Raw genomic sequence first — 26,094 nt, forward strand, 5'->3', positions numbered from 1 at the left:
TGGCGGAGAGAGGGGGATTCGAACCCCCGATAGGCTATTAACCTATACACGCTTTCCAGGCGTGCGACTTAAACCGCTCATCCATCTCTCCGGTGGGAGGCGAATTATAGCAGAGTCCGCGCGGCAGGGGAAAGCCGTCTAGCCGTACCCAGCAAGGCTGCGCGTTTTCAAAAGTCCCCCGCATGGCAAAGCAGATTGCGTTCGCCCCAGCCTGGCCGGGCTTTCCTGTCGTTGCCTCACCCGCCTTGCAGCCACCACGCCGGCCTTGCATCGCAGAACTCGTGACACTTGTCGCTGCAATGCAAGGCCGGCGTCGGCAGGCGCTCGATGGCTCGCCGATAATGCTGTCTCGATCCATCGAGGAGAATCCGCTTGAAGGTCAGCGAAGCCGTCACCAGCCGCAAGTCCGTGCGTCAGTTTCTGCCCGATCCCGTCGATTCCGCCGTGATCCGCCGTGTGCTCGATACCGCGGCGCGCGCGCCCTCGGGGGGCAATCTTCAGCCGTGGCATATCCACGTCGTAGGCGGCGAGTCGCTCGCCGCGCTCAAGGCGATCATGGCCGCGCGCATTGCGCAGGCGCCTGAGGGCGAGACGATGGAATACGACATCTATCCGCGCGAGTTGACCTCGCCGTATCGTGACCGCCGCTATCAAGTGGGCGAGGATCTGTACCGCAGCATCGATGTCACGCGAGAAGATCGAGCGGGCCGGTTGAGGCAGTTCGCGCGCAACTACGCGCTATTCGACGCGCCGCTTGCGCTTTTTTGCAGCGTGGATCGCCAGATGGGGCCGCCGCAGTGGGCCGACCTCGGCATGTTCCTGCAAACGGTCATGTTGTTGTTGCGCGAAGCCGGCCTGCATAGCTGCCCGCAGGAATGCTGGGCGCGCTATGCGCAGACTGTCGGCGAGTTTCTTGCGTTGCCGCGCGAGCGCATGCTTTTTTGCGGCATGGCGATCGGTTACGAGGACCCCGGCGCGCCCATCAACCAGTGGCGCTCCGCGCGTGTGCCGCTCGATGAGTTCGTGCAGTTCGATGGCATCTGAGCAGCATCCCAGCGGAATTCAACGTGGCCCGCTTTCCGCAGGGCGGGGTGCCCAATATTACCAAGTGTTTACAGCGCAGCGCGAATGCGCGCGGCCAGCGCTTCGAGTTGCGCCATGTCCGCCATCTCGCGCGCGTGCGGCCGCAGTTCTTCGCCCGCGCGGCGCGGGATCACGTGAAAGTGCACGTGCGGCACGGTCTGCCCCGCGGCGGCGCCGTTGAATTGCGCGATCAGCAGGCCTTCGGGCGCGAGCACTTTGCGTACGGCGGCCGCTACCTTCTGCACCGTCGCCAGCGCGGCGGCGCCCGCCTCCGGTGAAAGATCGTAAATGAGCTCGGCGGATTCCTTCGGCAGCACGAGCACGTGGCCTTCGGATTGCGGCATCACGTCCATGATCGCGAGCGTCGTCTCGTCCTCGTACACCTTGATGCAGGGGGCTTCGCCGCGCAGGATGCGCGCGAAGATGTTCTTGTCGTCGTAGGCCATGGTGAGTGTCTCCGGCCAGGGCGGCGCTGCTCGCGCCCGCTGACCGATGCGAGTTCTGTCGAGTTTGCGATTATGGCCTGGTCACGGGGGCGCTGTGCGGGTGCCTGCACGTTTTTTGAAGCAGGTGCATCATAGAGCCTCTCGCAGCGAGCGCGACGACGACCGTCTTGACAGCAACCTCTTGCATCGGACCGGAGTAAGGCGCTGTGGGACCGGGGTCGGCGCCAAAGTCCTGACTCGGGTCGACAGGCCAACTCCGGTCTACACGGAGCACGTATGGCAACAACCGATCTCGAAGCAGCCCAACCCGCCCGCGAGGCTACCGCTTCAGGGGCCGGGCGTTTCGCAGCCCAGCTACTGGGCCGCGCGGACGTGAAGCTCAACGGCACCCGGCCGTGGGACATGCGCATACATGACCCGCTCGTGCTCGAGCGCGTGCTGGCGCTCGGCAATCTCGGCCTCGGCGAAGCCTACATGGACGGCCAGTGGGACTGCGATCAACTCGATGAATTCTTTGCGCACGTGCTGCGCGCTCACCTCGACGATCAGATCGGTCCCGCCCGGCTCGTTTTCCATGCGCTCAAGGCGCGTCTCATGAATCGACAGACCGTGCGCCGCGCGTGGAAAGTGGGCCAGCAGCATTACGACATCGGCAACGAATTCTACGAGGCGATGCTCGACAAGCGCATGACCTACACATGCGGCTACTGGTCGGGTGGGGCGAAGACGCTGGACGAGGCGCAGGAGGCCAAGCTCGATCTCATCTGCCGCAAGTTGGGGCTCAAGCCTCGCATGCGTCTGCTCGACATCGGCTGCGGCTGGGGCAGCCTCATGAAGTTCGCGGCCGAACGCTATGGCGTGACGTGCGTAGGCGTGACGATCTCTAAGGAGCAGGCCGCACTGGGCGCCGAGCGCTGCAAGGGCCTCCCCGTCGAGTTCCGCCTGCAGGACTATCGCCTGCTCGACGAGAAATTCGACCGCATCGCGAGCGTGGGCATGTTCGAGCACGTGGGCGCGAAGAACTATCGCACCTACATGGAAGTGGCGCAGCGCTGTCTCGCCGACGACGGTCTCTTCGTACTCCACACGATCGGCAAGAACCGCCGCGACACCACGCCCGACCCGTGGATCGACAAATACATCTTCCCGAACGGCGAGCTGCCGACGATCGGCCAGATCGCGGACGCCTCGGGTGGCCTCTTCGTCACCGAGGACCTGCACAATTTCGGCGCCGACTACGACCGCACGCTGATGGCGTGGCATGCGAATTTCGAGGCCGCGTGGCCGCGTTTCAAGGCGCAGATGGGCGAGCGCTTCTACCGTATGTGGCGCTACTACCTGCTCTCGTGTGCCGGGGCGTTTCGCGCGCGCGACATTCAGCTCTGGCAGTGGGTGTTTTCGAAGAATGGCCTGCCGGGTGGCTACCAGCGTCCTGCTTCGGCCTGATTCTGGCTTGACGGCCCACTAGCCCAACCAGGAGCCGGATAACCCGCAAGCCGACGATGCGGCCGCGTTTCGCGCAAGCGAACACGGCCGTTTTCTTATCGCATGAGTGCCGAGACGGTTGCAATGCCGAGGATCGTCATGACGACCGAGGCACACACGTGGATGGCGATCTCGCCCGCGGCCCAGCCGAAGCGCCCGTGCTGCAGATGCGAAACGACCTCGGCGGAAAAGGTCGAGAACGTGGAGAGGCCGCCCATCAGGCCGGTGATGACGAAGAGGCGCCATTCGGGGGCGAGTTGCGGCACGCGCGCGAAGAATGCGACGGCAACGCCGATGATGTAGCCCGCTATGACGTTCGCCGCAAGCGTGCCGAGCGGGATCGAGGGATACACCGCATTCAGACGCAGGCCGAGAACCCAGCGCAACAGCGAACCGAGCGCGCCGCCAATGCCGACGGCGAGGATGGACAGATACATGGTTAGGAGTGGTTGAGGGCGCAATAGGGGCCGGCGCGCGAGCCGGCCGGCCCGCGTTCGTGCCCGTTTGCACCTGTTTGCGCCTGTTTGTGCTATTTGCGAGCACGGAGTGTAGCACCGGCCGGGGTGGGTCGGTTCCGTGCCACAGTTGGCCGCTGACGCTCCATGGTCTGCCATGAATCCCGCGCGAGCGGTGCCTCAGACGATGCCGCCGTTCGCGCGCATCACCTGGCCATTGACCCAGCCGCCGTCCGGGCCGGCGAGGAACGCCACGAGCCCAGCGATGTCCTCGGGTTCGCCGAGGCGCTGCAGCGGCGGCATGTCCGCGAACTGGCTGATCTGCTCCTCGGTCTTGCCGTCGAGGAACAGCGCCGTTGCCACCGGCCCCGGCGCCACCGCATTCACGCTAATGGAGCGCCCGCGCAACTCGCGTGCGAATACGCGCGTGATCGCTTCCACGGCGGCCTTGCTCGCCGTGTAGAGGCCATAGCCGGGCAGATTCATGGCGAGCACGGAGGTCGAAAAGTTGATCACGCGGCCGCCGTCCGCGAGCTTCGTTGCGGCTTCGCGCAGCGTGTTGAGCGTGCCGCGCACGTTGATGTCGAAGGTCTCGTCGTAGAGGGCGTCGGTCGATTCGGCAATCGTGACCGTCTTCATGATGCCCGCGTTGTTCACGAGCACCGTGGGCCGGCCGAGCTGTCCGGTGGTGGTTTCGAAGAGCTGACGCACTTCGTCGGCGTTCGCGATGTTGGCCTTGACGGAAATGGCGCGGCCGCCGGCCGCCACGATCTTCGCGACCAGCGCCTCGGCTTGAGCGCTGCTCGAGGCATAGTTGACGGCGACGGCGTAGCCATCGCGCGCGAGGCGTTCGGCGATGGCGGCGCCAATGCCGCGCGAGGCGCCCGTAACGATGGCGACGCCGCGCGAATTTGTGGATGCGTTCATGATCGTGACCCTTGCGTTGGTAGTGAGAACGGGGTCGATCATGAACGAAAGGGCGGCGGCCATCATCGGGTGCCGCCGGGCTTCATCATTCCATTTCGATTAACAATCATGCCGCGCGCGTGTACGTTTGAGAACGTCGCCGCGCGCCGCATGGCATTGCGCGTTGCGCATGGAACTTGGCGCGCATACCGCGCTGAACGCGCTCAGTAGGCGATGCAGACGGATTTTGTCTCCGTGTAGGCGTCGATGATCGCGCGGCCGTGTTCACGGCCAATGCCGGAGGCCTTGAAACCGCCGAAGGGCAGCGCGGGATCGACCATGTTGTGCGTATTCACCCACACGGTGCCGGCCTGAACGCCGTCCACCACACGCAGCGCGCGATCGAGCTGATTCGTCCACACGCTGGCGCCCAGTCCGTACTCCGAAGCATTCGCTGCCGCGATGGCTTCTTCCACGTCGTCGTACGGCATGGCGACGAGCACCGGCCCGAACACCTCTTCGCGCACGACGGTAAGCGGTTTGTTGGCGGCGTTCGAGATCACGGTGGGCTCGACGAAGAAGCCCGGGCGATCGCCGTCGCCGCCGCCCGCGACGATCTCGCCGCCCTCCGCGCGACTTTGCGCGATCATGCCGGCGACCTTGGCCCGATGACGCGCGGAAACGAGCGGGCCCATCTGCGTGGCCGCGTCGAACCCGGAGCCGAGTACGGTCGAGCGGGCGACCTGGGCGATGCCCGCGACGATTTCTTCGTAACGCGCGCGCGGCACATACAGGCGCGAGCCCGCCGTGCAGACCTGTCCGTGATTGAAGAAGATTGCGCCGGCCGCGCCTTCGATCGCCCGCTGCGGATCGCAGTCGTCGAGCACGATTACCGGGCTCTTGCCGCCCAGCTCCAGCGACACGCGCTTGAGGTCGCTCGCGCACTGCTTGCCGATGATGCGACCCACTTCGGTCGAGCCCGTGAAGGTGACTTTGTCCACCTGCGGGTGGCGCACGAGCGCTGCGCCCGCGGTTTCGCCCTGGCCCGTCACGACGTTGAACACGCCCGGCGGAAAGCCGGCTTCGTGAGCGAGCTCCGCGAGGCGAACGGCGGTGAGCGGCGTTTCTTCGGCGGGTTTGAGCACGACGGTGCAGCCGCAGGCGAGCGCGGGCGCGATCTTCCACACGGCCATCAGCAGCGGGAAATTCCACGGCACGATCGCGGCGACCACGCCTGCGGGCACACGGCGCGTCGAGGCGTTGTAGCGCACGCCGGGCGGGAACGCGAGCGAGAGATCCACGGTGCTGCCCTCGATCTTGGTCGCCCAGCCGGCCATGTAGCGCAGCCATTGCACGCTGCCGCCTACTTCGAGCGTCTTCGAGAAGCCCAGCAGCTTGCCCTGGTTGAGCGTTTCGAGCGCGGCGAGTTCGTCGCCGTGCTGCTCGACGAGATCGGCGAGCTTGAGGAGCAGGCGCTCGCGCGCAGCGGGCGGCAGGCGGCGCCAGCTATCTGCTTCGAACGCGCGGCGCGCGGCGGTGACGGCGGCGTCGATATCGGTGTCGGTCGCGTCGGGCACCTGGGCGATCTGCGCGCCCGTGGCGGGATTGAATATGGCGAACGTGCGGCCGTTGCCGCTCTCGGTAAAGCGTCCGTCGACGAACATCTGCGTGCGGATCGTGTGCGTAAAGTCTTGCCGGTCCATACCGTCTCCTGTTTTCGGTAGTCCTACGAATGTTTGTTTGCGAATGTTTCAGCGAAGGTCGGTCACACTTCCCATGGCGAGGGCAGGCGAAGCGGAGAAGTGCGCGTGTGTGCCTGCAGCGCGTGGAATGGCGAGCGCGAACGCGCAGGCGAGGTTGAGAGCGCCGCCCACGAGGAACAGCATGTAGAAGCCCTGGCCGAAGCCCCATGATGTCGTGGCAAGGGCCGCACCCGCGAGCATGCCCGCATGGTGTGCGAAGCCGGGGCAGCCCGCTTGCGAGGCACGCGCCCCGCGGCCGCCGCGCATGAGCGTCGGGAGCGTCAGGTAATCGAGCACGGCGAAAGCCGGCGCGGCAAGCGCGGCCCAGGGCGCGAGCGCGTCGAGCGTGAGGGCAGCGAGCAGTGCGCCACGCAGCACGAAGAACGCAAGCAGCGCGTGCCGTTGATCGACGCGTTCGGCGAGCCAGCCTGCAACCATCACCACGGCGAGTGACGCCGCAACATGTGCCGCAGAGGCCGGCCCGCCTCCGCAGATTGCGAAGAACTGGAAACGCGCGAGCACGCCGCTGGAGACTCCCGCAAGCAGTGCAGGCGCGACGACCCACACGTTGTTGCGCCAACCCCGCTCAATGACGCGTGTGGCCGGCCGAGGTGTCGTTGCGTGCGCATCATGTTCCGATTGCGCAATCGCGTCACGCCGCAAGTGCTGCCACGCAGCGGCGAGAAGGGCGATGCCGCCCAGCGCGAGCGGTGCCGCCGCGCCGCTTACGCCTGCGCGCGCCGCGGCCGAGCCCGCGCTCATCGCCGCCATCGTGAGAACGAGGGCGCTTGCAACCGGTACGGTGGCTCGCGTGGCGAAACGCCTGGCTAGCGCGGCAGGAACCAGCACCATCGCAAGCAAGCTGAGCGCGCTCGCTGCGAATACAGCCAACGATGGCCCTGCCTGCATCGCCGCGAGCATTGCGCCCGCGGCAAGCGCGCTCGCGCCGCCCGTGAACGCACTCCAGAGCGAGAGTGCGCGCAAGGCATGCATCACGGCAGGGCGGCGCGCGCGCAGCATCATCGCTCGCTCACTGCTTGCCGTGGCAGCACGACTGCGCTTCGGGCGCCGGCCCACCGTCCTGCACGCTATGCGGATCGCGCCCGCCCGGCAGGTCCATCGCCGGATTGCCGTAAAAGAAGTTGTTGGGCTTGAGCATGAAGCCCGCGTACTCCACCGGCATCACCGGGAAATCCTCGGGCTTGCATACGTGCGTATGGCCGAAGCTGTGCCACAGCACGATGTCCTCGTTTTCCACGTTGCGGTTCGCTTCGATGTAGCGGGGCAGCCCGTCGCCGCCCGCGTGCTGGTTCGGATAGTCGCCGCTCGCGTAGCGCTGCGTCGTGTCGTACGGCGTGACCCAAACGTGGCGCGTCGCGAAGCCGCCGCGCTGGCGCACCTTCGAACCCGGATCGGCGAGCATGAGCGGCGAGTCGTTGATGATGAGCTTGTAGCCCGGATTCGCGCCCACACGGTTCTTCACGTTCGGGTTCACGACCTTCCAGTAGCGTCCGGTCCGGCCGTTGGCGTTGCGCGCCGCTTCCTGCTCTGTCTTCAGCACGCGTTTCGTCGTATCGAACACGTTGCCGTACGGGTTATCGGCGCCCATGGGGCGCGGTACGAACTCATGCTCGGTGACGGCGTTCTTCTCGCCGTCCACCATCATGTGCAGCCGCGCGTTGAAGAAGTGCTGATGCGTCGGGCCGCCGAGGTTTTCGGTGATCATGCCGCCCCACGGATACGTGTCACCGTCCGCGACCGCCGAGGTTTGAACGATGCCCGTGAGCTTGCACTCGAGCTGGATCGTGCCGTCCTGATAGAAGTACCAGTAAAAGCCGTAGTCGTAGTTGCCAACGGTCGCGAAGAACGAGATCACGAGGCGGCGCGAGCGGCGCATCTCGAACACGCCAGTGCGGAACTCGTAGTGCTTCCAGAGCGTCCCGTAGTCCTCTTCGTGCAGGCACACGGCGTTCTTCATCGTGAAGCCGTTGCCGAAATCGTCGGCGGACGGAATGTCGAAATAGCGGATCGTGCCGAGGCAGTCGCAGCCCAGTTCGAGCTGGTTCGCGAGCTTGCCGAGGCCGTATTCGCCCGCGTCGAATGCGCTCTTCCAGTAGTGGTTCGTGGTCGGGTCCGAGTAGGGCACGCACATCTCGGTCACGCTAGCACGATAGATGATTGGGCGCGGTGCGCTCTTGCCGTCATCCCATGTGATCTGGTGCAGCACGAGCCCCTCGCGCGGCGTGAAGCCCACGCGGAATTTCCAGTTCTGCCAACTAACCTGCCAGCCGTCTATCGTGAAGCTCGGACCTTCGGGCTGGCTGATCGAGAGCGGTTTGACCGTGCTGCGCGGCTCGCCGAGACTCGGTGTGTCGTAGTTGTGCTTCGCGCGCGGGATGGGGATGATGCGGCCATCGTCGATCAGTTCGATCACCTTGTGCGCGAGCAGGTCCACCACGGCGACCACGCCTTCGATCGGATGCGCATAGCCGTTGTCCGTGAGCGATTCGCGGTAGTAGCTCACGCAGCGCACGAGGCGGCGGCCGTTTTCGTTCGGACGGTCGAAGGCACCCGCCGAGAACGGATCGACCTGCACGCGTTCGAGGTCGCTGTCGGTGAGGCCGCGCTTCTTGATGGCCTCGCGCCATGCGGCGTCTTCCTTCACGATGCGCTCGGCGTTCATGAAGTCTTCGATCATCACGGGAGGCTGCCCGTAAGGGGCGCTTTGCAGCGCGAGCGCCTTGCGTGACTCCACCTTCTTTTCGCGCAGATCCACGACCAATTCCAGCGTCTGGCTGCGCGTGCGGTCGATCGCGATGACGAAGGCGCGGCGCGAATAGTAGACGCCGGGTCGGTACGCGAGCACTTCGGCCTTGGGTGGTTCCATCAGTTCGGTCACGGGAAAGCGCCCATATTCATCGAGCTGCTCAGCGGCCTTCACGATGTCGCAAGCGAGCTGCATTTCGGCGAGGCTCAACGGGTCGAGCGGATGCGCATTCGGGTTCGTGTTCATAGGCGTTTCGTAAAGGTGGCGTTGGACGCAACATCGCGAGTCACGGCATGAAAAGGGTCAGGAAAACTGTGCCTGCCTTCGCGATGTCGATGGTCCAGATCGTAGAAACGCTGGTTTTTTTTCGCGCTTGCAAAACGCGCCAAAGGGGCGATAGAGTGCGCCAGAGACGATCGATGGTTTGAAGCCGCGTCGTCGCAAGCAGGCCCAATGGAGCGAGACATGAATAGAGTGCCTGTCAATAGTGGTTTTCCGATGATTCGGGGGGCCGTGATGGGTCCCATCATGCGTGCGCTCGACGCCGCTGGTGCGGACTGCGATGCATTGCTGGCCGAGTTCGGCCTGAGCCGCCGGCAGCTTTCCAATCCCTATGAAATCGTCGCGCTGGGGCGTTATGTGGGCGCGTTCGAACGCGCGGCGCAGGTGCTCGACGAGCCGTTTCTCGGGCTGCGCCTCGGCGCGGAGATGCAGCTCATCGAATTGGGGCCGGCAGGACTCGTGTTCATGTCGTCGCCCACGCTCGGCTCGGCCATGCGTAAGTTCACCGATGTGCTCGGCTCGTGGCAGAGCGGGACGGCTGTCGATCTCGTGCGCGACAACGCATGGCCGATGTGGAGCTATCGCATTGCGCACACGCAGATCTGGCCGCGCCGCCAGGATGCCGAGTACAGCGTCTCCGCGATGTGCCACATGATCCGCCAGGTGCGCGGCGCGGCGTGGACGCCGGTCGAGATCCATTTCGAGCACGCGGCGCCTGCGGACCTGAAGCCCTACATGCGCATTTTTCGCGTGCCGGTGCGTTTCCAGCAGCCGGCGAGCGGCGTGATCCTTCATCCGCATGACCTCGACGCCCCGCTCAAGAGCGCCGACGTGCAGATGGCGCGCATGATGGAGCGCCACGCCACCGACCTCATTTCGCGCGATACGCTGCCGCATTCGCTCGTGGACCAGGTGCGCGACCTCGTCACGCGCAGGCTCGCGCGCGAGAAGCTGGTGGTCGCCGACATCGCGAAGGATCTCGGGCTTTCCGATCGATCCCTGCAGCGCCATCTCGCCGAAGCGGGCACGTCGGTGCGGCAGATCATTCGCGAGGAGCGCGAGCGCAGCGTGGCGGTGCTGCGCGAACAGGAGGGCATGACCAACGCGGCCGTGGCCCGCGCCGTGGGCTACGCAGACGCCACCGTGCTGTGGCGTGCAACGCGGAACTGGAGCCGCGCGGGCACCAGGCGAACGCGTTGACGTAAATGAATGTGAAAGTAGATTGATTGGAATTGGTAAGTATGTGGGGTGGACAAGTGGCTCGGTTCCTCGCGCGCAATTAATCAGGATGCCGAAGTTAATGTCGGCCACGCGCGATGGCATTAAGTGAAAACCCGCTCCAGCCTGGCGCAATTTATCGAATATTTGGCGCGTTGCGCCAGGTCGGCGAATTTATTAGCTGCCTACCATGCGCTCAAATCGAATCGGGCAATTCGATTCGTCAAGAGCGCCAGAGGCACGCGATTGTTCATCGTGTCGCATGGCGAACCCAAAAAAGGCACCAGCAGAGGTAACGATGAACGAACCGTATTCCCCCATTCACCTTGCAGGAGATGGCGCGGCGGTGGAAGCCGCAATAGCGCCGGGCCGCAGCCTGCTCGGGCTCTGGCAAATCGTCTTTCTCGTCATTTCCGCGGCGGCGCCCCTCACGGGCATGCTGGGCGCGGTGCCGCCCGCCATCAGCCTTGGCAATGGCGCGGGCGTGCCGGGTGCGTTCGTCATTGCGGGCGCGGTGCTGCTCGTTTTCAGCGTCGGCTTCGCTTCGATGAGCCGGCACATCGTGCGCGCAGGTGCGTTCTATGCGTACATCACCGCGGGCTTCGGCCGTCCTGCCGGCATGGGCGGCGCGCTCGTCGCGCTGCTCTCGTATACGAGCATCCAGATCGCGCTCTATGGACTCTTCGGCTTTTTCTGCACAGTGGTGCTCGGGCCGTTTTTGCACGCCGCCATGCCCTGGTATGTGTATTCGTTGGTGTGCATTGCCATCGTGCAGTTCACCGGCATTCGGGGCATCGACCTGAACAGCCGCCTGCTCGGCGTGCTCATGTGCCTCGAACTCGGCATCCTGCTCGTGCTGAGCCTCGCGATCGTGATTCACCACGGTGGCCCGGAAGGCCTCACGCTCGCGCCGTTCTCGCCGCACCATGTGTTTAGCGGGCACCTCGGCATCGCGGTGATGTTCGCGCTCGCATCGTTCATCGGTTTCGAGGCCACGGCGATCTATGGCAAGGAGTGCCGCAATCCGAAGGTGACGGTGCCGCGCGCCACCTATCTTTCGGTCACGCTGATCCTCGTGTTCTTTGCCTTCGTGACCTGGACGATCGTTTGTGCCTACGGCATCAACAACGTGGTCGATGTGGCGACGAAGCAGCCGGGCGACTTCTGGTTCATCCAGTCGACGAAGTACCTCGGCAGCGCGATGACGACGACGATGAGTTTCCTGCTGCTCTCCAGCATCTTCGCGAGCCTGCTGTCGTTTCACAACACGATCGTGCGCTACATCCACGCGCTTTCTGGCGAAGGCATCTTGCCGGCCGTGCTCGACCGCCTGCATCCGAAGTTCGGCTCGCCGTATCTCGCGAGCTATCTGCAAACGCTCTCGGTTGCCGTTCCGGTGGGTCTCTTCGTGGTCGCAGGCAGTGATCCGTTCAATATCGTGTTCAGCTGGACCTCGGCGCTCGGCACCATCGGCATCGCCATGCTGCAGGCCGTGACGAGCTTCTCGGTGGCGGCATACTTCCATGCCACGAAAAAGGACACGCGTCTTTGGCACTCGCGGCTCGCGCCCGTGCTGGGCGGTTGCGGGCTCCTCGCGATAGCCATCGTGCTGATCGGCAACCTCGACGCGCTTTCTGGCTCCGATAGCCCCATCGTGCACGCGTTCCCGTGGGTCGTGCTTGCGGTGGCGCTCACCGGCGTGGCGATCGCGCTCGTGCTCAAGCGTTCGCGCCCGGACATCTACGCGCGCTTCGGCCAGTAAGGCCGCGCGCTTCGCAATCCACGCAGTATCCCGAAGCTTCCAGGCGGGCGGCGCGCGAGGCGCGCCGCGCTCCGGTCGCGCGCTCCACGTTTGCAGCGGCGCGATCCTCCTCACATCGAAAGACAACGACATGACAGAGCAAATCGTCAAGCGCACAGCGCTTGCGCTGGCTTCCTGCGCCCTCGCGGCGGGCGCCCACGCACAATCTTCGGTCACGCTTTACGGCACGATGGACGTGGGCCTCGTTTATTCCACCAACCAGCAGGTGACGCACGCCGACGGCAGCACGAGCGGCCACGCGAACTGGCAACTGGGCGGCGGCAACCTCGTGCCTTCGCGCTGGGGGCTCACCGGCAGCGAAGACATCGGCGGCGGCACGAGCGTGAACTTCACGCTGGAAAACAGCTTCTTGTCGCAGAACGGCGCGCTGCTGCAAGGCGGCACGCTCTTCAACCGCAATGCCTGGGTGGGCGTTGCGAACAGCCGCTACGGCACGCTCACGCTGGGCCGCCAGTACGATCCGTTCTCGGACAATCTGGGCGCCTACGTCTCGAGCAACAACTGGGCGACGCTCTACGGGTCGCATTTCGGCGACGTGGACAACCTCAACGAAGCCTTCAACTTCAACAACTCGATCAAGTACGTGAGCCCGAGCTTCGGAGGCTTCACGATTGGCGGCCTCTTCAGCTTCGGCGGCGTGGCGGGCAACTTCGCGCAGAATCGCGGCTGGTCGTTGGCGGCGAACTACGCAAACGGCCCGGTTTCGCTCTCGGCCGGCTACCTCGAATTGCGCAATCCGCTGCAGGCGGCGCTTGGAGGGGAGAGCGGGTATATCGGCGACTTCAGCTGCGCGAATCCTGGTGCATCGTACTGCGAACTACAAAACGCGCAGCGTCTGAGCATTTTCGGCGCAGGCGGCTCGTACGCGTTCGACAAGGTCACGGTGGGGCTCACGTACACGCATACGCGCCTTTCACAGAGCCTTTATTTCGCGGATGCCGCACGGCCGCAAGGCGCGGACATCTCATTCGACATTGCCGAGCTGAATACGTCGTGGCAATACTCGCCAGCGCTGCAGTTCGGCTTCGCGTACATCTTCAACGACGCGCAGCCGAGTGGCGGATCATCCACGCGGCTGCATCAGATCAACCTGGGCGCGGTCTACAGCCTCTCGAAGCGCACGGCCCTCTATGCGGTGGCGATCGGGCAGAAGTCGTCGGGCGCGGGACTCGGCATCGATCCGGCAACGGGTGCGACGCAGAATCTCGCGCAGATCCCGAACCTCGTGAACTCGGACAACGACAAGCAGCTTGCCGTGATTGCGGGAATCCGCCACAACTTCTAGGAGGAAGGCCGCCGCAGGCATGACGCGGTGCGGCATTACGGGTGAGGAGGGGGCGGGCGAGGCGCGGACACGCCGACGGGACGCTCGCGCGGTTCGGCAGTAGAATGGTCGGGTCCGCTTTTCGCGTGAGCCTGTGCATGAAAGTCGCCCTCTTCGTCCCTTGCTTCATCGACGCGTTCTACCCCGAAGTCGGCATCGCGACGCTCGAACTACTGGAGCGCTTTGGCTGCGAGGTCGACTATCCGCTCGAGCAGACCTGCTGCGGCCAGCCCATGGCCAACAGCGGCGCGCAGGCCGAGGCGGCCGGCGCGGAGCGTGTGTTCGCGCGCGCCTTTGCGGGCTACGACTATATCGTCGGGCCTTCCGCGAGTTGCGTGAACCATGTGCGCGACCACTTCAACGCGATCGAGCAGACCGAGGAGGTAGGCAAGGTTCGCGAGAGCACGTATGAGCTGGTCGAGTTCCTGCACGACGTGCTCCACGCGCAAGACTTCCCGTGGGCGGAGTTCCCCTGGCGCGTGGGCTTGCACAATAGTTGCAGCGCGCTGCGCCATCTGCACGAAGCTTCCGTTTCGGAAATCGCCGGTCCGGTGTTCTCGAAGCCGCTCGCGCTGCTCGAACGCGTGAAGGGCATCGAGTTCGTGAAACCCGCACGCCCCGACGAATGCTGCGGCTTCGGCGGCACCTTCGCGGTGACCGAAGAAGCGGTTTCGGTGCGCATGGGCCAGGACAAGGTGGTCGATCACGTGAGCGCGGGCGCGCAGTACATCGTTTCGGCCGACATGTCCTGCCTCATGCACCAGCAGGGCTGCGCCGAGCGCATGAACGCGGACATCCGCTTCATCCACATTGCCCAGGTGCTCAACGGAGCGCGCGAATGAAGCGCGTCGAACACGCCAAGCTCGCCGGGGCGTTTCTCTCGCGGCCCGAGCACGTGGCCTTTCACGACAAGCGGCTCTGGGACTTGCGCTCGAAGCGCGACGCGCAGGCGCATGCCATACCCGAATGGGAAACCCTGCGCACGCTTGCCTCGCAGATCAAGGCGCACACGCTCTCGCATCTTGCCGACTACCTCGATCAGTTCACGCGCGTGGCCGAGGCCAACGGCGTGCAGGTGCATTTCGCGGATACGGCCGAGGAGCACAACGAAACCGTCTATCGCATCCTGCATGAACGTGGCATGACAGCGCTCGTGAAGAGCAAGTCGATGCTCACCGACGAGTGCGATATGCGCCCGTATCTGGAATCGCGCGGCATCTCGGTCATGGAGACAGACCTGGGCGAGCGCATCCAGCAGCTCGACCGGCAGCCGCCGAGCCATATCGTCGTGCCCGCCGTGCACAAGCTGCGCGACGACGTGGCCGAGGTTTTCGGCCGCACCATCGGCACCGATCCGCACAACAACGACATCCACTATCTGGCCGAGAGCCAGCGCATGAACACGCGGCCATGGTTCGTGCGCGAGAAGACGGCGGGCATGACCGGCTGCAATTTCGCGGTGGCCGAGACCGGCACGGTGGTGGTGTGTACCAATGAAGGCAACGCCGACCTTTCCGCGAACGTGCCGCCGCTGCACATCGTTTCGATGGGCATCGAGAAGCTGATTCCGCGCGTTTCCGATCTTGGCGTCTTCATCCGCATGCTCTCGCGCAGCGCGCTCGGCTCGCCGATCACGCAATACACCTCGCATTTCCGCGCGCCGCGGCCGGGTGCGGAAGTGCACTTCGTGCTCGTCGACAACGGCCGCGCCGAGCGTCTCGCGATGCCCGAGTTCTGGTATTCGCTCAAGTGCATCCGCTGTGGCGCGTGCATGAATACGTGCCCCGTGTACCGGCGCAGCGGCGGCCTCTCGTACGGCAGCACCTATGCGGGGCCGATCGGCGCGATCATCAATCCCACCTTCGATCTCAAGCGCTTCAGCGCGTTGCCGTTCGCCTCGACGCTCAACGGCAGCTGCACGAATGTGTGCCCGGTGAAGATTAATATCCACGAGCAGATCTACCAGTGGCGGCAGGTGATCGCAGCGCAGCACGAATTGCCGTTCGTGAAGCAGGAAGTGCTGAAGATGGCGGGGCGATTGCTCGGCAGTCCGACGCTTTATCGCGGCGCGGTGGCGTCGCTCGAAGGTGCGCTGCGGCGCATGCCTAACTTCATGCTCTACAACCCGCTCAACATCTGGGGCAAGCAGCGCGATCTGCCGCACGTGCCGCACACCACGTTCCATGCGTGGTACCGGAAGAACCGCAAGGGAGGCGGCAATGGCGGATCGTGAAGCGTTTCTCGCGCGCGTGCGCGCCGCGCAGCCCGCGCACGAACCGCTGCCCGAAGTGCCACTATTCGCGGCGCCCGCCGGCGATCTGCGCGAACGCTTTGGCGCCGCGCTCAAGCTGATGGGCGGCGGCGAGGCGCAGGTGGAAACGGCTGCCGATGTGCGCGCATGGATCTTGCAGCGGTTCGGCAGCGAGGCGCGCATCGCCTCGGCCACGCCCGAGGTCGAGGGCACGCGCGAGATCACTGCCGACACGAAGCCGGCCTCGCTCGAAGACGTCGACGTGGGCGTGGTGCGCGCGCGCTTCGGCGTGGCGGAAACGGGCTCGGTGTGGTTCAGCGAGCGCGAGTACGTGGTGAACGCGCTCGGCTACCTCGTGCAGCATCTCGTGGTGCTGCTCGATCCGAGGCAACTGGTGGCGGGGCTGCAGGACGCGTACCGGCGCGACGATTTTCGCGGCGCACGCTACGCAGTGCTCGTGACGGGGCCCTCTGCGACGGCCGATATCGAGGGCGTGCTGATCCAGGGCGCGCAAGGCGTGCGATCGCTGACGGTGGTGTGGCTGCCGGTGCCGTGACGGCGACACGCGATGGTCATCCCCATCCCCTTCCTGAGCGGTTTCCTGCTGGCGAAGCGACGCGGGTCGATTTCCGGATCGATGCGGCTTGCCGCATGGGGCGTCGCGCGCGGCGGCATCCGTCTCGTGAGCGGGGAGGGCCGGAGGCCGTCGTCATGACCGAGATCGAGTCTGCCTTGCTCGTGTTCGTGCTGTTGCTCGGCGGCACGGGGCTTGGCGTGCTGTTGCGGCCGCTACTGCCCGAGGAGCATCGCAAGCACGAAACGGTGCAGCTCGTGCAACTGGTGATCGGCATGCTGGTGACGTTCGCGGCGCTGGTGCTGAGCTTGCTCACCGCGTCCGCGAAAGCGAGTTTCGATACGGCGACCAACGACATGCGCGCGTACGCCGCCGACCTGATCCAGCTCGACCAGCGTCTGCGTGATTACGGCCCCGACGCGGCTTCGGCGCGCACGCTGCTGCGCGCTTACACGGCAGGCGCTATCGCTTCGACGTGGACGCAGGAGAAGCCGCCGCCCGGTAACTACTATCCGCATGACCCCGCCGTGAGCAACGACGATCTCGAAAGCCGGCCGCTCGGCGCGCTGCTCGACTCGGTGGGGCACGAGATAGACAGGCTCGCGCCCCACGACGCCTACCATCAGACGCTCGCCGGCACGCTGTCGCAACTGTTCGGCCGCGTGACGGACACGCGCTGGCGACTCATCGAGGAAGCCCACGGCACGATCTCGCGGCCGTTCTTCACGATGCTTGCACTCTGGCTGATCCTGATCTTCCTGAGCTTCGGCCTCGTCGCGCCGCATAATGCGCTCGCGATGGTGCTGATTGTGCTGGGCGCCGTGTCGATCTCGTCGGCTGTCTATGTGATCGCCGATCTCGACACGCCGTTTACGGGGCAACTCGTGGTGCCAAGCGATTCGATGCGCGAAGCGCTCGATCACATGAACTTGCCGGCCAGCTAACGTCACGCGCGCGCTGCGTTAGACTCGCGCGACGTGATACGCACAGGAAAGGAGATTCGCAATGTTGCGCAAGACGCTCAATGCTTCGCGCTTGCAGGAGGAGGTGCACCGGCGCATTCACCGGCTGCAGGAAGTGCTCGAAGACGGCGTGAAGATCGGCGTGCCGCGCCCGCAACGGCAAGCGCCCGATCGCAGCGGCTGCAACTGGACGATCCAGCACTTTGGCAACGCCGCCGGATTCGAGGCGAGCATCGCGCGCGTGCTCGCGCAGGTGCAGGCCGAATACAACCTCGCGCAGGCCCCCGACGAAGCCGAGGAGCCCGAGGCCGACCTGGCGCAAGACGCGCGCGACCCGGTCGGCGGCACGAAGCGCGCTGCCGCGGAGAATCCGTTCGGCGGCTCGAAACCCGCGCCAGCGGGGAACCCTTTCAGCGGCGCCAGACCGTCCGGCGCTGCCAATCCTTTCGGCGATGCGAAGCCCGCAGGTGGCGACGCGCAGGCGGAGCCGGGCAAGCGGCCTCCGAATCCTTTCGGCGACGAGTGAGGCGCGCGGCAAGCGGCGCGCCTCGCGCGACTCAATTTTCTTCGGCTGCTGCCTTGCTGCGTGCGCGGCGTGTACGCGCGGGCGCCTTCTTTGCGGCGGGCGCGGCCGGCGCTTCGTCGGCGGGTGCCGGTTCAGCGTGCATGTCAGCCTGCATGTCGGCATGCGGAGCGGCCGTTTTCTTCGTAGCCTTCTTGCGCGCCGGGCTCTTGCGCGTGGTCGTCTTGCGTGCCCGGGTGGGCGCGGCCGGCGCGGCGTCCCTATCTGCGAGCGGTTCGGGCTCGGCCTCGATGTTCACGGACTGGGCCGTGGCGTGTGTCTCATGCCGCGAATGGGCAGGCTCGTGCGCTTCGAACGGCTCGGCGAAGAAGGGCGGCGGCGCTTCGTGCGCATGCCTTGCGTGCGTGGCAGCTTCGGCGGGCTCGAACGCAATCTCGGTCTGCACTTCGGCGGCGTGTTCGGCCGCTGCTTCGCGCATTTCCTGAGCCGCGCCGCCACCGCGGCCATTGCGGCGACCCTTGCGCTTCGAACGCGGCTCCTCGGCACGCGCCACGGCGCCTTCCTGCGCTGCCGGTGCGGCGGCTGAGGAACTCGCGACCAGGGGCGGCGGGTTCAGCCGCGACACCCACGTTCCCGACTTCTCGTCGCGTCCCACTTCGAGCAGGCCGCGCGACTGCGCTTCGTCCAGTAGATTGCCGAACGCACGAAAGCCGTAGCGCGTTTCGTTGAAGTCGGGCCGGCGGCGCTTGATGGCGCTTTTCAGCACCGACGCCCAGATCTTGCCGCTCTCGCCGCGCTCCAGCACGAGGGCGTCGAGCGTCTCGATGGCGAGCGCGACGGCCTTCGACTTGCGCTCGTCGCCGTCCTGCTTGGGCTGCCGCTCCTCGCCGGCTTGACGCTTCGCGCCGCCTTCGGCCTTGCCTTTGCCCCTGCCTTGCGCCTGCTGCTCGCGCACCAGGTCACGCACGAGGTCGTCGTAAAAGATGAATTCGTCGCAGTTGGCGACGAGCAGGTCGGACGTGGAGTGCTTCACGCCCACGCCTATCACCTTCTTGGCGTTCTCGCGCAGCTTCGAGACGAGCGGCGAGAAGTCGGAGTCGCCACTCACGATCACGAAGGTATCGACGTGCGACTTCGTATAGCAGAGGTCGAGCGCGTCCACGACGAGGCGGATATCGGCGGAGTTCTTGCCGGACTGCCTCACGTGCGGAATCTCGATGAGCTCGAAGCTCGCCTCGTGCATGGCCGCCTTGAAGGCCTTGTAGCGATCCCAGTCGCAATAGGCCTTTTTCACGACGATGCTGCCTTTGAGCAAGAGCCGCTCTAGCACGGGCTTGATATCGAAGCGGTCGATCTTCGCGTCGCGTACGCCGAGCGCGACGTTCTCGAAGTCGCAGAACACCGCCATGCTGACGTTTTCCTGGGGGGAGGCCATGTGATTCGTTCGTTCCATCTACAGTTCGAATGCACATGATAGCCGTTCGCGCCCCGTGGGGCGGAAAAGCACGACGCTCGCTCGCGAAGCAGTCGTTTTGCGCACGCCGTGCGGCGAAACGCGGGGGCGCTCGCCGCGTATTAAGCGGCGCCCGGCCGGTAGCCCAGCAGCGCACTTGCGGCATCGGCTTCGCGGCGCAGCGCGCGCCCGATCGGGCCCTCGGGCGAGGCATCGAAGCCGCCCGTCGCGCCGAGCGCCGTGAGCACGGCGCAGAGCTTGCCGGTGTGATCGAAGAGCGGCGCCGAGACGGCGCTGATCCCCTTGAGATTCGTGTCGCGCACGCTCGCGCAGCGCTCGCGCTGCACCTCGCGGCGCAGCGTGCCGATCGGATCGCTGGCACTCAGTTGCGCGAGCAACGATGCATCGGCCTGCGCGAGTTCGTCTTCGGCCTGCGCGAGCACGCGTGTGTCGTCTAGCAGGCCGAGAAACACGCGCCCCGTCGCCGACCATAGCAGCGACATGACCGACCCCACCCGCACGTTGACTGTCACGGGCAGCCCCGGTTCCTCGAAGCGGATGATCGTGGGCCCCTTGTTGCCCATGACCGCGACGAACGACGTGACTTCGAGCGCTTCGCGCAAGCGCACGAGCGCGGGCTCCGCAATACGCACGGGGTCGGCCTGGCGCATGGCGGCCACGCCGATCATCATCGCCTCGGCGCCGAGCAGATATTGCTGTGTGGCCGTGTCCTGGGCGACGAGCCCTTCCTCGATCAGACTCACGAGATAGCGATGCACCTTCGCGGGACTCTCGCCCACGCACGCGGCGAGGCCCGAGAGGCTCGCGCGCCCGCCAAGACGGGCGAGGCCCTTCAGCACGGCCATGCCCGTTTGCGCGGACTGCACGCGCTGGCGTCGCTCGCGCGGCGCGGCCGCCGCGGCTGCCGGGGGTTTCGCGGTTTTCGCAGTTTTCGCGGCGGGGACGCTGCGGGACGTTTTCTTGCTTTCCATGCTGGGCGGGGGCGCGGGGGAGTCGGTTGGGGTCATGCGGGATTTTAGGGCGCGTAGGCGGGGCGCAGCGCCGACCGTGCTTGCACGTTAACCCCAATCTCTGGATTACGCAATGCGTACTAGAGTTACGCAAAATGCAATGCAGGATGCAGGAGATGCCCATGAGCGAGACACCCTCACAGCAAGCCGGCCGCTGCCCGTTTCCCCACGGAGCGGGAGCGAGCGCGCCGCGCTGTCCGGTCAGCGAGAACGCCGCCGCATTCGACCCCTTCAGCGACGGCTACCAGCAGGACCCGCCCGAGTACGTGCGCTGGGCGCGCGAACAGGAGCCGGTGTTCTACAGCCCGCAACTCGGCTACTGGGTGGTCACGCGCTACGACGACATCAAGGCGATCTTTCGCGACAACCTCACGTTTTCGCCGTCTATCGCGCTCGAAAAGATCACGCCCACGGGGCCCGAGGCGAACGCCGTGCTCGCGTCGTACGGTTTCGCGCTGAACCGCACGCTCGTGAACGAAGACGAGCCCGCGCACATGCCGCGCCGGCGCGTGCTGATGGAGCCGTTCACGCCGGAACATCTGAAGCACCACGAACCGATGGTGCGGCGTCTCACGCGCGAATACGTGGACCGCTTCATCGACGCAGGCCGTGCCGATCTCGTCGACCAGATCCTGTGGGAAGTGCCGCTCACCGTGGCCCTGCATTTCCTCGGTGTGCCCGAGGAGGACATGGACCTGCTGCGCAAGTATTCGATCGCGCACACGGTCAACACGTGGGGACGGCCGCGCCCCGAAGAGCAGGTGGAAGTCGCGCACGCGGTGGGCAACTTCTGGCAGTTCGCGGGCAAGGTGCTCGAGAAGATGCGCCAGAATCCCGACGGCCCGGGCTGGATGCAGTACGGCATCCGCAAGCAGAAGGAACACCCGGAAGTCGTCACGGACTCCTATCTGCATTCGATGATGATGGCCGGCATCGTGGCGGCGCACGAAACCACGGCCAACGCCACGGCCAACGCGATGAAGCTGCTGCTGCAGCACCCGCAGGCGTGGCGCGAGCTCTGCGAGGACCCGAGCCTGATTCCGAACGCGGTGGAAGAGTGTCTGCGCCACAATGGTTCGGTGGCCGCCTGGCGGCGCCTTGCGACGAAGGACGTGCAGATCGGCGGCATCGACATTCCTGCGGGTTCGAAGCTCCTCATCGTGACCTCGTCGGCGAATCACGACGAGCGCCATTTCGCAGACGCCGACCTGTTCGACATCCGCCGCGACAACGCGAGCGACCATGTCACGTTTGGCTACGGTTCGCATCAATGCATGGGCAAGAATCTCGCGCGCATGGAGATGCAGATCTTTCTCGAGGAATTCACGCGCCGCTTGCCGCATATGCGCCTCGCGGACCAGAAGTTCACGTATGTTCCCAATACTTCGTTCCGGGGTCCTGAACATCTCTTCGTAGCGTGGGACCCGGCGCAAAACCCGGAGCGCACGAACCCGGCCTTGCTCGGCGCGCACATGCCGGTGCGCATCGGCGAGCCTTCTGCACATGCGCTTTCGCGGCCGGTGATGGTCGAGCGCATCGACGCCGCAGCCGTGGGCATTGTGCGCCTGCGTCTTGTCGCGCCCGATGGCGGCGCGCTGCCGCGCTGGGCGCCGGGCGCGCACATCGACGTGGAGTGCGGTGATACGGGCATCTCGCGCCAATACTCGCTGTGCGGCGACCCCGCCGACACCGCGGCGTTCGAGATCGCCGTGTTGCGCGAAACGGAAAGCCGCGGCGGTTCGGCATGGATCCACGAGACGCTGCGCGCCGGGATGCGCCTGAAGATTCGCGGCCCGCGCAATCACTTCCGGCTCGACGAGGAAGGGCGCCGCGCGATCTTCATTGCGGGCGGCATCGGCATCACGCCGGTGAGCGCCATGGCGCGCCGCGCCCGAGAACTCGGCATCGACTACGAACTGCACTACAGTGGTCGTTCGCGCAGCATGATGGCGCTCATCGACGAACTCGCGCAGTTGCACGGCGAGCGCCTCCATCTGCATGTTTCGGAAGAAGGCACGCGCAACGACTTCGCGGCGCTGCGTGTGGACGAGCGCACGCGCGTGTACGCCTGCGGCCCCGCGCGCATGCTCGAAGCGCTAGAGGCGTGCAGCGAGGCGTGGCCCGAGGACGCACTGCGCGTCGAGCATTTCGCCGCGAGCGCGGGCAAGCTCGACCCCTCGCGGGAGCGCTCATTCGAGGTCGAACTGAAGGACTCGGGGCTCGTGCTCAACGTGGCCGCCGACCAGACCGTGCTCGACGCGCTGCGCCGCGCGAACATCGACGTGCAAAGCGATTGCGAGGAAGGCCTGTGCGGCTCGTGCGAGGTGCGCGTGCTCGCGGGCGAGATCGACCACCGCGACGTGGTGCTCACGCGCGCCGAGCGCGAGACGCAGTCGCGCATGATGACCTGCTGCTCGCGCGCGAAAGGCGGCCGGTTGACGCTCGAACTGTAGCGTTCGCGGCACGATCGGGGCGATAAAAAACGATGGTAGACATGGCATGAAAACGATGGTGGCGATCATTGGCGTCGCCGACGAAAGCGGGGTCGGTCCGTATCAACTGCTCGCGCGATGCGCGCTGTCGCATTTGCAACGGTCATCTGTGTCGCACTTTCTCGCGGCAGTGGTAGCGGCTTGCGCCTCGCGCGCGGGCGTCCTGGCGATACGTCGAGCGAATCAGGGCGCTGCGCGCGTCACGGAAGCGATGGGAGGCGAGCGTGCGGCGACGCAGATGGAGTGACTGGCGGCGGCGCCTGCGCATGGCCGCACAGGCCAAGGTGCGCCGCCCGCATGGACATGGCGGCGGCGCGCGCCCCGGAACGAGACGATAAACGTCTGGAAGCCTCGGCCATCGGGGAGAATTCAGACTTCCGGGCAGACGAACGCCGGCTTTACCGAAAACGAATTGTTGGGGAGCCGCGCCTCCACCACACTGCTACCTGTCGCGATGCGGCGCGCCACGGTGCGCCGCACGCAGGGTAAGGGCCAAGACAGGAGGTGACGGTGGTGAGGCGAGCGGCGCGCAAGATCAGCGACATCGTGCGGCACTGGGCGCAGGTATCGCCCGAGGCCGTGGCGATACGCGAAAACGCAGTGGAGACCGGCTTCGGGCAGCTTTGGAGCAACGTCGAAAAGGCGCAGCGCTTTCTGCGCGAGCAGGGCGTGGACGTGGGTGACCGCGTGCTCATCGTGGCCGAAAACTGCTCGGCCGTGGTGACGCTGCTGTTCGCGCTTTCGGAAATCGGCGCGTGGCCGGCCGTGGTCAACGCGCGGCTCTCCGAGCGCGAGATCGAAGCGATCCGCGCGCATTGCGGGCCGCGTCTCATGCTGTTCACGCACGGCGCGTCGCCCGACGCGCTGCGCCATGGCATGCGCTATCGCGCACGCGAAATCGAACCGGCCGGACTCGGGCCGCTGATGATGGCCGACCCCGATCTGCGCACCGCGCGCGAGAGCGAATCGCTCGCGCACGAGGTCGCGGTGCTCATCTACACGTCGGGCACCACGGGCCAGCCCAAGGGCGTGATGGCGACGCATCGCGGCCTCCTGCACTTCGCGCACGTTTCGGCCACTTCGCGCGACATGACACAGGCCGACTGCGCCTACGCGGTCATGCCGATGTCGCATATCTTCGGCCTAGCCACGCTTTTGCTCGCCACGTTCGAGGCGGGCGCGAGCCTGCATCTGGCGGCACGTTTTTCGGCGGAGGAAGTCGTGAAGGCGCTCGGCGCCTCCGAGATCTCGATCCTTCAGGGCGTGCCCACGCTCTTCACGCGCATCGTCGCCTATGTGCGCGAGCATGGCGGCGCCGTGCATGCGCCGCGCCTGCGCTATCTCTACACGGGCGGCGGTCCGCTCGATCCCACACTCAAGCAGCAGGTCGAAGCGCTCTTCGGCATGCCGCTGCATCACGGCTACGGCATGACCGAGTACGCGGGCTCGCTGTTCATCACGCGCATGGATCGTCCGCGCAAGGACGTCTCTTCGGGCGAGATCGTCGAGGGCGCCGAGCTGCGCGTGGTCGGGCCGGACGGCCGAGACCTCCCGCGCGGCGAGGCCGGCGAGCTCTGGGTGCGCGGCCCCGGCGTCATGCATGGCTACTATCGCGAGCCGGGCCTCACCGCCGAAGTGCTCGACGCCGAGGGCTGGCTCAAGACCGGTGACCTCGGGCGGCTCGATGCGGACGGCGCGCTCTTCATCGTGGGCCGCTCGAAGGATCTGATCATCCGTTCGGGCTTCAATGTCTATCCCATCGAGGTCGAATCGGTCATCAACGCTTACGCATCGGTGCGCCAGAGCGCCGTGGTGGGGCGGCGCGACGCCGAAGGCAACGAGGAAGTCGTGGCCTTCGTCGAAGCGAAGGAAGGCGCGACGATCGATGTCGCCGACCTTGCCCACTACCTGAGCGAACGCCTCTCGCCCTACAAGCGGCCCGCCGAGATCGTGACGATCGACGTGATTCCAACCACCGCGAGCGGCAAGCTGCAGAAGCAGCCGCTGCGCGAAATGGCCAAACGCGCCGTGCGCTCGCGCTGAGCGCGGCGTCAGGCTTCATCTCCCCACGGGCGGCGCCGCGCCGCCCGATCAACGATTGCAGGGCATACACCATGATTCGCGACCAGGAAACGATGAACGTTCTGCTCGACAACGTCGCGCGCTTCGTGCGCGAGCGTCTCGTGCCGAACGAAGAGCGCGTGGCCGAAACCGATGAAATTCCGGCCGATATCGTCGACGACATGAAGTCGATGGGCCTCTTCGGTCTGACCATACCGGAGCAATATGGCGGCCTCGATCTCACGATGGAGGAAGAAGTCCTCGTGATGTTCGAGCTCGGCAAGACTTCGCCCGCGTTTCGCTCGGTCATCGGCACGACGGTGGGTATCGGCTCGCAGGGCATCGTGATCGACGGCACCGAGCAACAGAAGGCGAAGTGGCTGCCGAAGCTGGCGAGCGGTGAGATCATCGCAAGCTTCGCGCTCACGGAACCGGGCGCGGGCTCGGATGCCGCTTCGATCAAGACGCGCGCCGAGCGCCGAGGCGACCATTATGTCGTGAACGGCACGAAGCGCTTCATCACGAACGCGCCGCAGGCCGGCATGTTCACGCTCATGGCGCGCACCAACCCCGACGAGCCGCGCGCCGGCGGCATCACCTCGTTCATCGTCGACGCGAAAACGCCGGGCATCAGCTTCGGCCGACGCGACAAAAAGATGGGCCAGCGCGGCGCGCATACTTGCGACGTGATTTTCGAGGACGTGCGGGTGCCGGCCGAGAACATCATCGGCGGCAAGGAGGGCGTGGGCTTCAAGACGGCGATGAAGGTGCTCGACAAGGGGCGCATTCATATCGCGGCGATCTGCGTGGGCGTGGCGCAGCGCATGCTCGACGATGCGCTACGCTATGCGATGGAGCGCGAGCAGTTCGGCGAGAAGATCGCCGAATTCCAGCTCGTGCAGGCCATGCTCGCCGACAGCCAGACCGAGCTCTATGCCGCGCGCTGCATGGTGCTCGACGCGGCGCGCCGCCGCGACGAAGGCCAGAACGTGAGCACCGAGGCCGCGTGCGCGAAGCTGTTCGCCTCGGAGATGTGCGGTCGCGTGGCGGATCGCGCAGTGCAGATCTTTGGTGGTGCGGGCTATATGTCGGAGTACGGAATCGAGCGCTTCTATCGCGACGTGCGCATTTTCCGCATCTACGAGGGCACGAGCCAGATTCAGCAGATCGTCATCGCGCGCAACATGATTCGCGCGGCGGGCGGGCGCTGAGGCAGA

The 26,094-nt window shown here is 65.7% G+C and carries 21 protein-coding genes, 1 tRNA gene and 1 pseudogene; 14 read left to right on the forward strand and 9 right to left on the reverse strand.

All coding sequences use genetic code 11. The annotated features are described in order from the left end of the window. Positions 1-91: transfer RNA gene (locus tag VMJ11_RS21690), tRNA-Ser, on the reverse strand. Positions 92-372: 281 nt separating this feature from the next. On the opposite strand from VMJ11_RS21690, the gene VMJ11_RS21695 reads away from it, so the two are divergent. Further along, on the forward strand, positions 373-1,044 hold the full coding sequence (locus VMJ11_RS21695; protein WP_325621622.1) for a nitroreductase: 672 nt from the start codon (positions 373-375) through the stop codon (positions 1,042-1,044). 68 nt (positions 1,045-1,112) lie between these two features. Here VMJ11_RS21695 and VMJ11_RS21700 read toward each other — a convergent pair whose 3' ends face one another. Continuing rightward, positions 1,113-1,529 carry an HIT family protein gene (locus tag VMJ11_RS21700; protein ID WP_325621624.1) on the reverse strand — a complete coding sequence of 139 codons (417 nt, stop codon included), beginning with the start codon at positions 1,527-1,529 and terminating at the stop codon, positions 1,113-1,115. Positions 1,530-1,805: 276 nt separating this feature from the next. Here VMJ11_RS21700 and cfa point away from each other — a divergent pair, with 276 nt between their 5' ends. After that, the gene (gene cfa / locus VMJ11_RS21705) at positions 1,806-2,975 is read left to right on the forward strand and encodes a cyclopropane fatty acyl phospholipid synthase (RefSeq protein WP_325621626.1); all 1,170 of its coding nucleotides are present in this window, start codon (positions 1,806-1,808) and stop codon (positions 2,973-2,975) included. A gap of 95 nt (positions 2,976-3,070) precedes the next feature. Here the strand turns inward: cfa and crcB are convergent, their stop codons facing one another. The 5 genes from crcB to VMJ11_RS21730 form a co-directional block, all read right to left on the reverse strand. Continuing rightward, positions 3,071-3,451, reverse strand: a complete 381-nt coding sequence (gene crcB / locus VMJ11_RS21710) for a fluoride efflux transporter CrcB (protein WP_325621628.1) — start codon at positions 3,449-3,451, stop codon at positions 3,071-3,073. A gap of 198 nt (positions 3,452-3,649) precedes the next feature. Continuing rightward, the gene (locus VMJ11_RS21715) at positions 3,650-4,396 is read right to left on the reverse strand and encodes an SDR family oxidoreductase (protein ID WP_325621630.1); all 747 of its coding nucleotides are present in this window, start codon (positions 4,394-4,396) and stop codon (positions 3,650-3,652) included. A 203-nt stretch (positions 4,397-4,599) separates the two neighbouring features. Continuing rightward, entirely contained in the window at positions 4,600-6,078 is a 1,479-nt protein-coding gene (styD, locus tag VMJ11_RS21720) for a phenylacetaldehyde dehydrogenase StyD (protein ID WP_414694444.1), read from the reverse strand. 48 nt (positions 6,079-6,126) lie between these two features. Then, a complete protein-coding gene (locus tag VMJ11_RS21725; RefSeq protein WP_325621632.1) occupies positions 6,127-7,140 on the reverse strand; it encodes a hypothetical protein in 1,014 nt (337 codons plus the stop codon). Between the two features lie 7 nt (positions 7,141-7,147). Next, a complete protein-coding gene (locus VMJ11_RS21730) occupies positions 7,148-9,130 on the reverse strand; it encodes a primary-amine oxidase (protein ID WP_325621634.1) in 1,983 nt (660 codons plus the stop codon). Positions 9,131-9,349: 219 nt separating this feature from the next. Between VMJ11_RS21730 and VMJ11_RS21735 the strand changes: the two genes are divergently transcribed. The 9 genes and pseudogenes from VMJ11_RS21735 to VMJ11_RS21775 all read left to right on the forward strand — a co-directional run. Next, a complete protein-coding gene (locus VMJ11_RS21735; RefSeq protein WP_325621636.1) occupies positions 9,350-10,366 on the forward strand; it encodes an AraC family transcriptional regulator in 1,017 nt (338 codons plus the stop codon). 316 nt (positions 10,367-10,682) lie between these two features. Next, positions 10,683-12,146 carry an APC family permease gene (locus VMJ11_RS21740; protein ID WP_325621637.1) on the forward strand — a complete coding sequence of 488 codons (1,464 nt, stop codon included), beginning with the start codon at positions 10,683-10,685 and terminating at the stop codon, positions 12,144-12,146. A 130-nt stretch (positions 12,147-12,276) separates the two neighbouring features. Then, positions 12,277-13,491, forward strand: coding sequence for a porin (locus tag VMJ11_RS21745; RefSeq protein WP_325621639.1), 1,215 nt, complete (start codon positions 12,277-12,279; stop codon positions 13,489-13,491). A gap of 137 nt (positions 13,492-13,628) precedes the next feature. After that, positions 13,629-14,372, forward strand: a complete 744-nt coding sequence (locus VMJ11_RS21750; protein WP_325621641.1) for a (Fe-S)-binding protein — start codon at positions 13,629-13,631, stop codon at positions 14,370-14,372. Continuing rightward, positions 14,369-15,763 carry a lactate utilization protein B gene (locus VMJ11_RS21755; protein ID WP_325621643.1) on the forward strand — a complete coding sequence of 465 codons (1,395 nt, stop codon included), beginning with the start codon at positions 14,369-14,371 and terminating at the stop codon, positions 15,761-15,763. The genes VMJ11_RS21750 and VMJ11_RS21755 overlap by 4 nt, the downstream gene beginning before the upstream one ends. Next, positions 15,750-16,337 carry a LutC/YkgG family protein gene (locus VMJ11_RS21760; protein WP_325621645.1) on the forward strand — a complete coding sequence of 196 codons (588 nt, stop codon included), beginning with the start codon at positions 15,750-15,752 and terminating at the stop codon, positions 16,335-16,337. The genes VMJ11_RS21755 and VMJ11_RS21760 overlap by 14 nt, the downstream gene beginning before the upstream one ends. 12 nt (positions 16,338-16,349) lie before the next feature. Then, positions 16,350-16,496: a hypothetical protein gene (locus tag VMJ11_RS21765; RefSeq protein ID WP_325621647.1), complete on the forward strand. Its 147-nt coding sequence runs from the start codon at positions 16,350-16,352 to the stop codon at positions 16,494-16,496. After that, positions 16,493-17,299 (forward strand): hypothetical protein, encoded by an 807-nt coding sequence (locus VMJ11_RS21770; RefSeq protein WP_325621649.1) that lies wholly within the window; start codon positions 16,493-16,495, stop codon positions 17,297-17,299. The genes VMJ11_RS21765 and VMJ11_RS21770 overlap by 4 nt, the downstream gene beginning before the upstream one ends. 61 nt (positions 17,300-17,360) lie before the next feature. Beyond that, positions 17,361-17,630 (forward strand): annotated as a pseudogene (locus VMJ11_RS21775) (hypothetical protein); the annotation flags it as partial. 244 nt (positions 17,631-17,874) lie between these two features. Here the strand turns inward: VMJ11_RS21775 and VMJ11_RS21780 are convergent. Both VMJ11_RS21780 and VMJ11_RS21785 read right to left on the reverse strand, forming a co-directional pair. After that, positions 17,875-19,275, reverse strand: coding sequence for an NYN domain-containing protein (locus tag VMJ11_RS21780; RefSeq protein WP_325621651.1), 1,401 nt, complete (start codon positions 19,273-19,275; stop codon positions 17,875-17,877). Positions 19,276-19,415: 140 nt separating this feature from the next. Then, positions 19,416-20,285 carry an IclR family transcriptional regulator gene (locus VMJ11_RS21785; RefSeq protein WP_414694445.1) on the reverse strand — a complete coding sequence of 290 codons (870 nt, stop codon included), beginning with the start codon at positions 20,283-20,285 and terminating at the stop codon, positions 19,416-19,418. A 161-nt stretch (positions 20,286-20,446) separates the two neighbouring features. Between VMJ11_RS21785 and VMJ11_RS21790 the strand changes: the two genes are divergently transcribed. The 3 genes from VMJ11_RS21790 (at position 20,447) to VMJ11_RS21800 (ending at position 26,088) form a co-directional block, all read left to right on the forward strand. Further along, positions 20,447-22,777, forward strand: coding sequence for a cytochrome P450/oxidoreductase (locus tag VMJ11_RS21790; protein ID WP_325621655.1), 2,331 nt, complete (start codon positions 20,447-20,449; stop codon positions 22,775-22,777). 549 nt (positions 22,778-23,326) lie between these two features. Next, positions 23,327-24,859: a class I adenylate-forming enzyme family protein gene (locus VMJ11_RS21795; protein ID WP_325621657.1), complete on the forward strand. Its 1,533-nt coding sequence runs from the start codon at positions 23,327-23,329 to the stop codon at positions 24,857-24,859. 71 nt (positions 24,860-24,930) lie between these two features. Then, on the forward strand, positions 24,931-26,088 hold the full coding sequence (locus VMJ11_RS21800; protein ID WP_325621659.1) for an acyl-CoA dehydrogenase family protein: 1,158 nt from the start codon (positions 24,931-24,933) through the stop codon (positions 26,086-26,088). Positions 26,089-26,094: the final 6 nt, after the last annotated feature.

This window comes from Paraburkholderia sp. (assembly GCF_035501035.1).
Classification (GTDB): Bacteria; Pseudomonadota; Gammaproteobacteria; order Burkholderiales; family Burkholderiaceae; genus Paraburkholderia.

Coding starts and splice junctions, on each gene's coding strand:
- VMJ11_RS21700 (WP_325621624.1), bottom strand. CDS start 1,529: ATGGCCTACGACGACAAGAACATCTTCGCGCGCATCCTGCGCGGCGAA.
- cfa (WP_325621626.1), top strand. CDS start 1,806: ATGGCAACAACCGATCTCGAAGCAGCCCAACCCGCCCGCGAGGCTACC.
- crcB (WP_325621628.1), bottom strand. CDS start 3,451: ATGTATCTGTCCATCCTCGCCGTCGGCATTGGCGGCGCGCTCGGTTCG.
- VMJ11_RS21715 (WP_325621630.1), bottom strand. CDS start 4,396: ATGAACGCATCCACAAATTCGCGCGGCGTCGCCATCGTTACGGGCGCC.
- styD (WP_414694444.1), bottom strand. CDS start 6,078: ATGGACCGGCAAGACTTTACGCACACGATCCGCACGCAGATGTTCGTC.
- VMJ11_RS21725 (WP_325621632.1), bottom strand. CDS start 7,140: ATGATGCTGCGCGCGCGCCGCCCTGCCGTGATGCATGCCTTGCGCGCA.
- VMJ11_RS21730 (WP_325621634.1), bottom strand. CDS start 9,130: ATGAACACGAACCCGAATGCGCATCCGCTCGACCCGTTGAGCCTCGCC.
- VMJ11_RS21735 (WP_325621636.1), top strand. CDS start 9,350: ATGAATAGAGTGCCTGTCAATAGTGGTTTTCCGATGATTCGGGGGGCC.
- VMJ11_RS21740 (WP_325621637.1), top strand. CDS start 10,683: ATGAACGAACCGTATTCCCCCATTCACCTTGCAGGAGATGGCGCGGCG.
- VMJ11_RS21745 (WP_325621639.1), top strand. CDS start 12,277: ATGACAGAGCAAATCGTCAAGCGCACAGCGCTTGCGCTGGCTTCCTGC.
- VMJ11_RS21750 (WP_325621641.1), top strand. CDS start 13,629: ATGAAAGTCGCCCTCTTCGTCCCTTGCTTCATCGACGCGTTCTACCCC.
- VMJ11_RS21755 (WP_325621643.1), top strand. CDS start 14,369: ATGAAGCGCGTCGAACACGCCAAGCTCGCCGGGGCGTTTCTCTCGCGG.
- VMJ11_RS21760 (WP_325621645.1), top strand. CDS start 15,750: ATGGCGGATCGTGAAGCGTTTCTCGCGCGCGTGCGCGCCGCGCAGCCC.
- VMJ11_RS21765 (WP_325621647.1), top strand. CDS start 16,350: ATGGTCATCCCCATCCCCTTCCTGAGCGGTTTCCTGCTGGCGAAGCGA.
- VMJ11_RS21770 (WP_325621649.1), top strand. CDS start 16,493: ATGACCGAGATCGAGTCTGCCTTGCTCGTGTTCGTGCTGTTGCTCGGC.
- VMJ11_RS21780 (WP_325621651.1), bottom strand. CDS start 19,275: ATGGCCTCCCCCCAGGAAAACGTCAGCATGGCGGTGTTCTGCGACTTC.
- VMJ11_RS21785 (WP_414694445.1), bottom strand. CDS start 20,285: ATGGAAAGCAAGAAAACGTCCCGCAGCGTCCCCGCCGCGAAAACTGCG.
- VMJ11_RS21790 (WP_325621655.1), top strand. CDS start 20,447: ATGAGCGAGACACCCTCACAGCAAGCCGGCCGCTGCCCGTTTCCCCAC.
- VMJ11_RS21800 (WP_325621659.1), top strand. CDS start 24,931: ATGATTCGCGACCAGGAAACGATGAACGTTCTGCTCGACAACGTCGCG.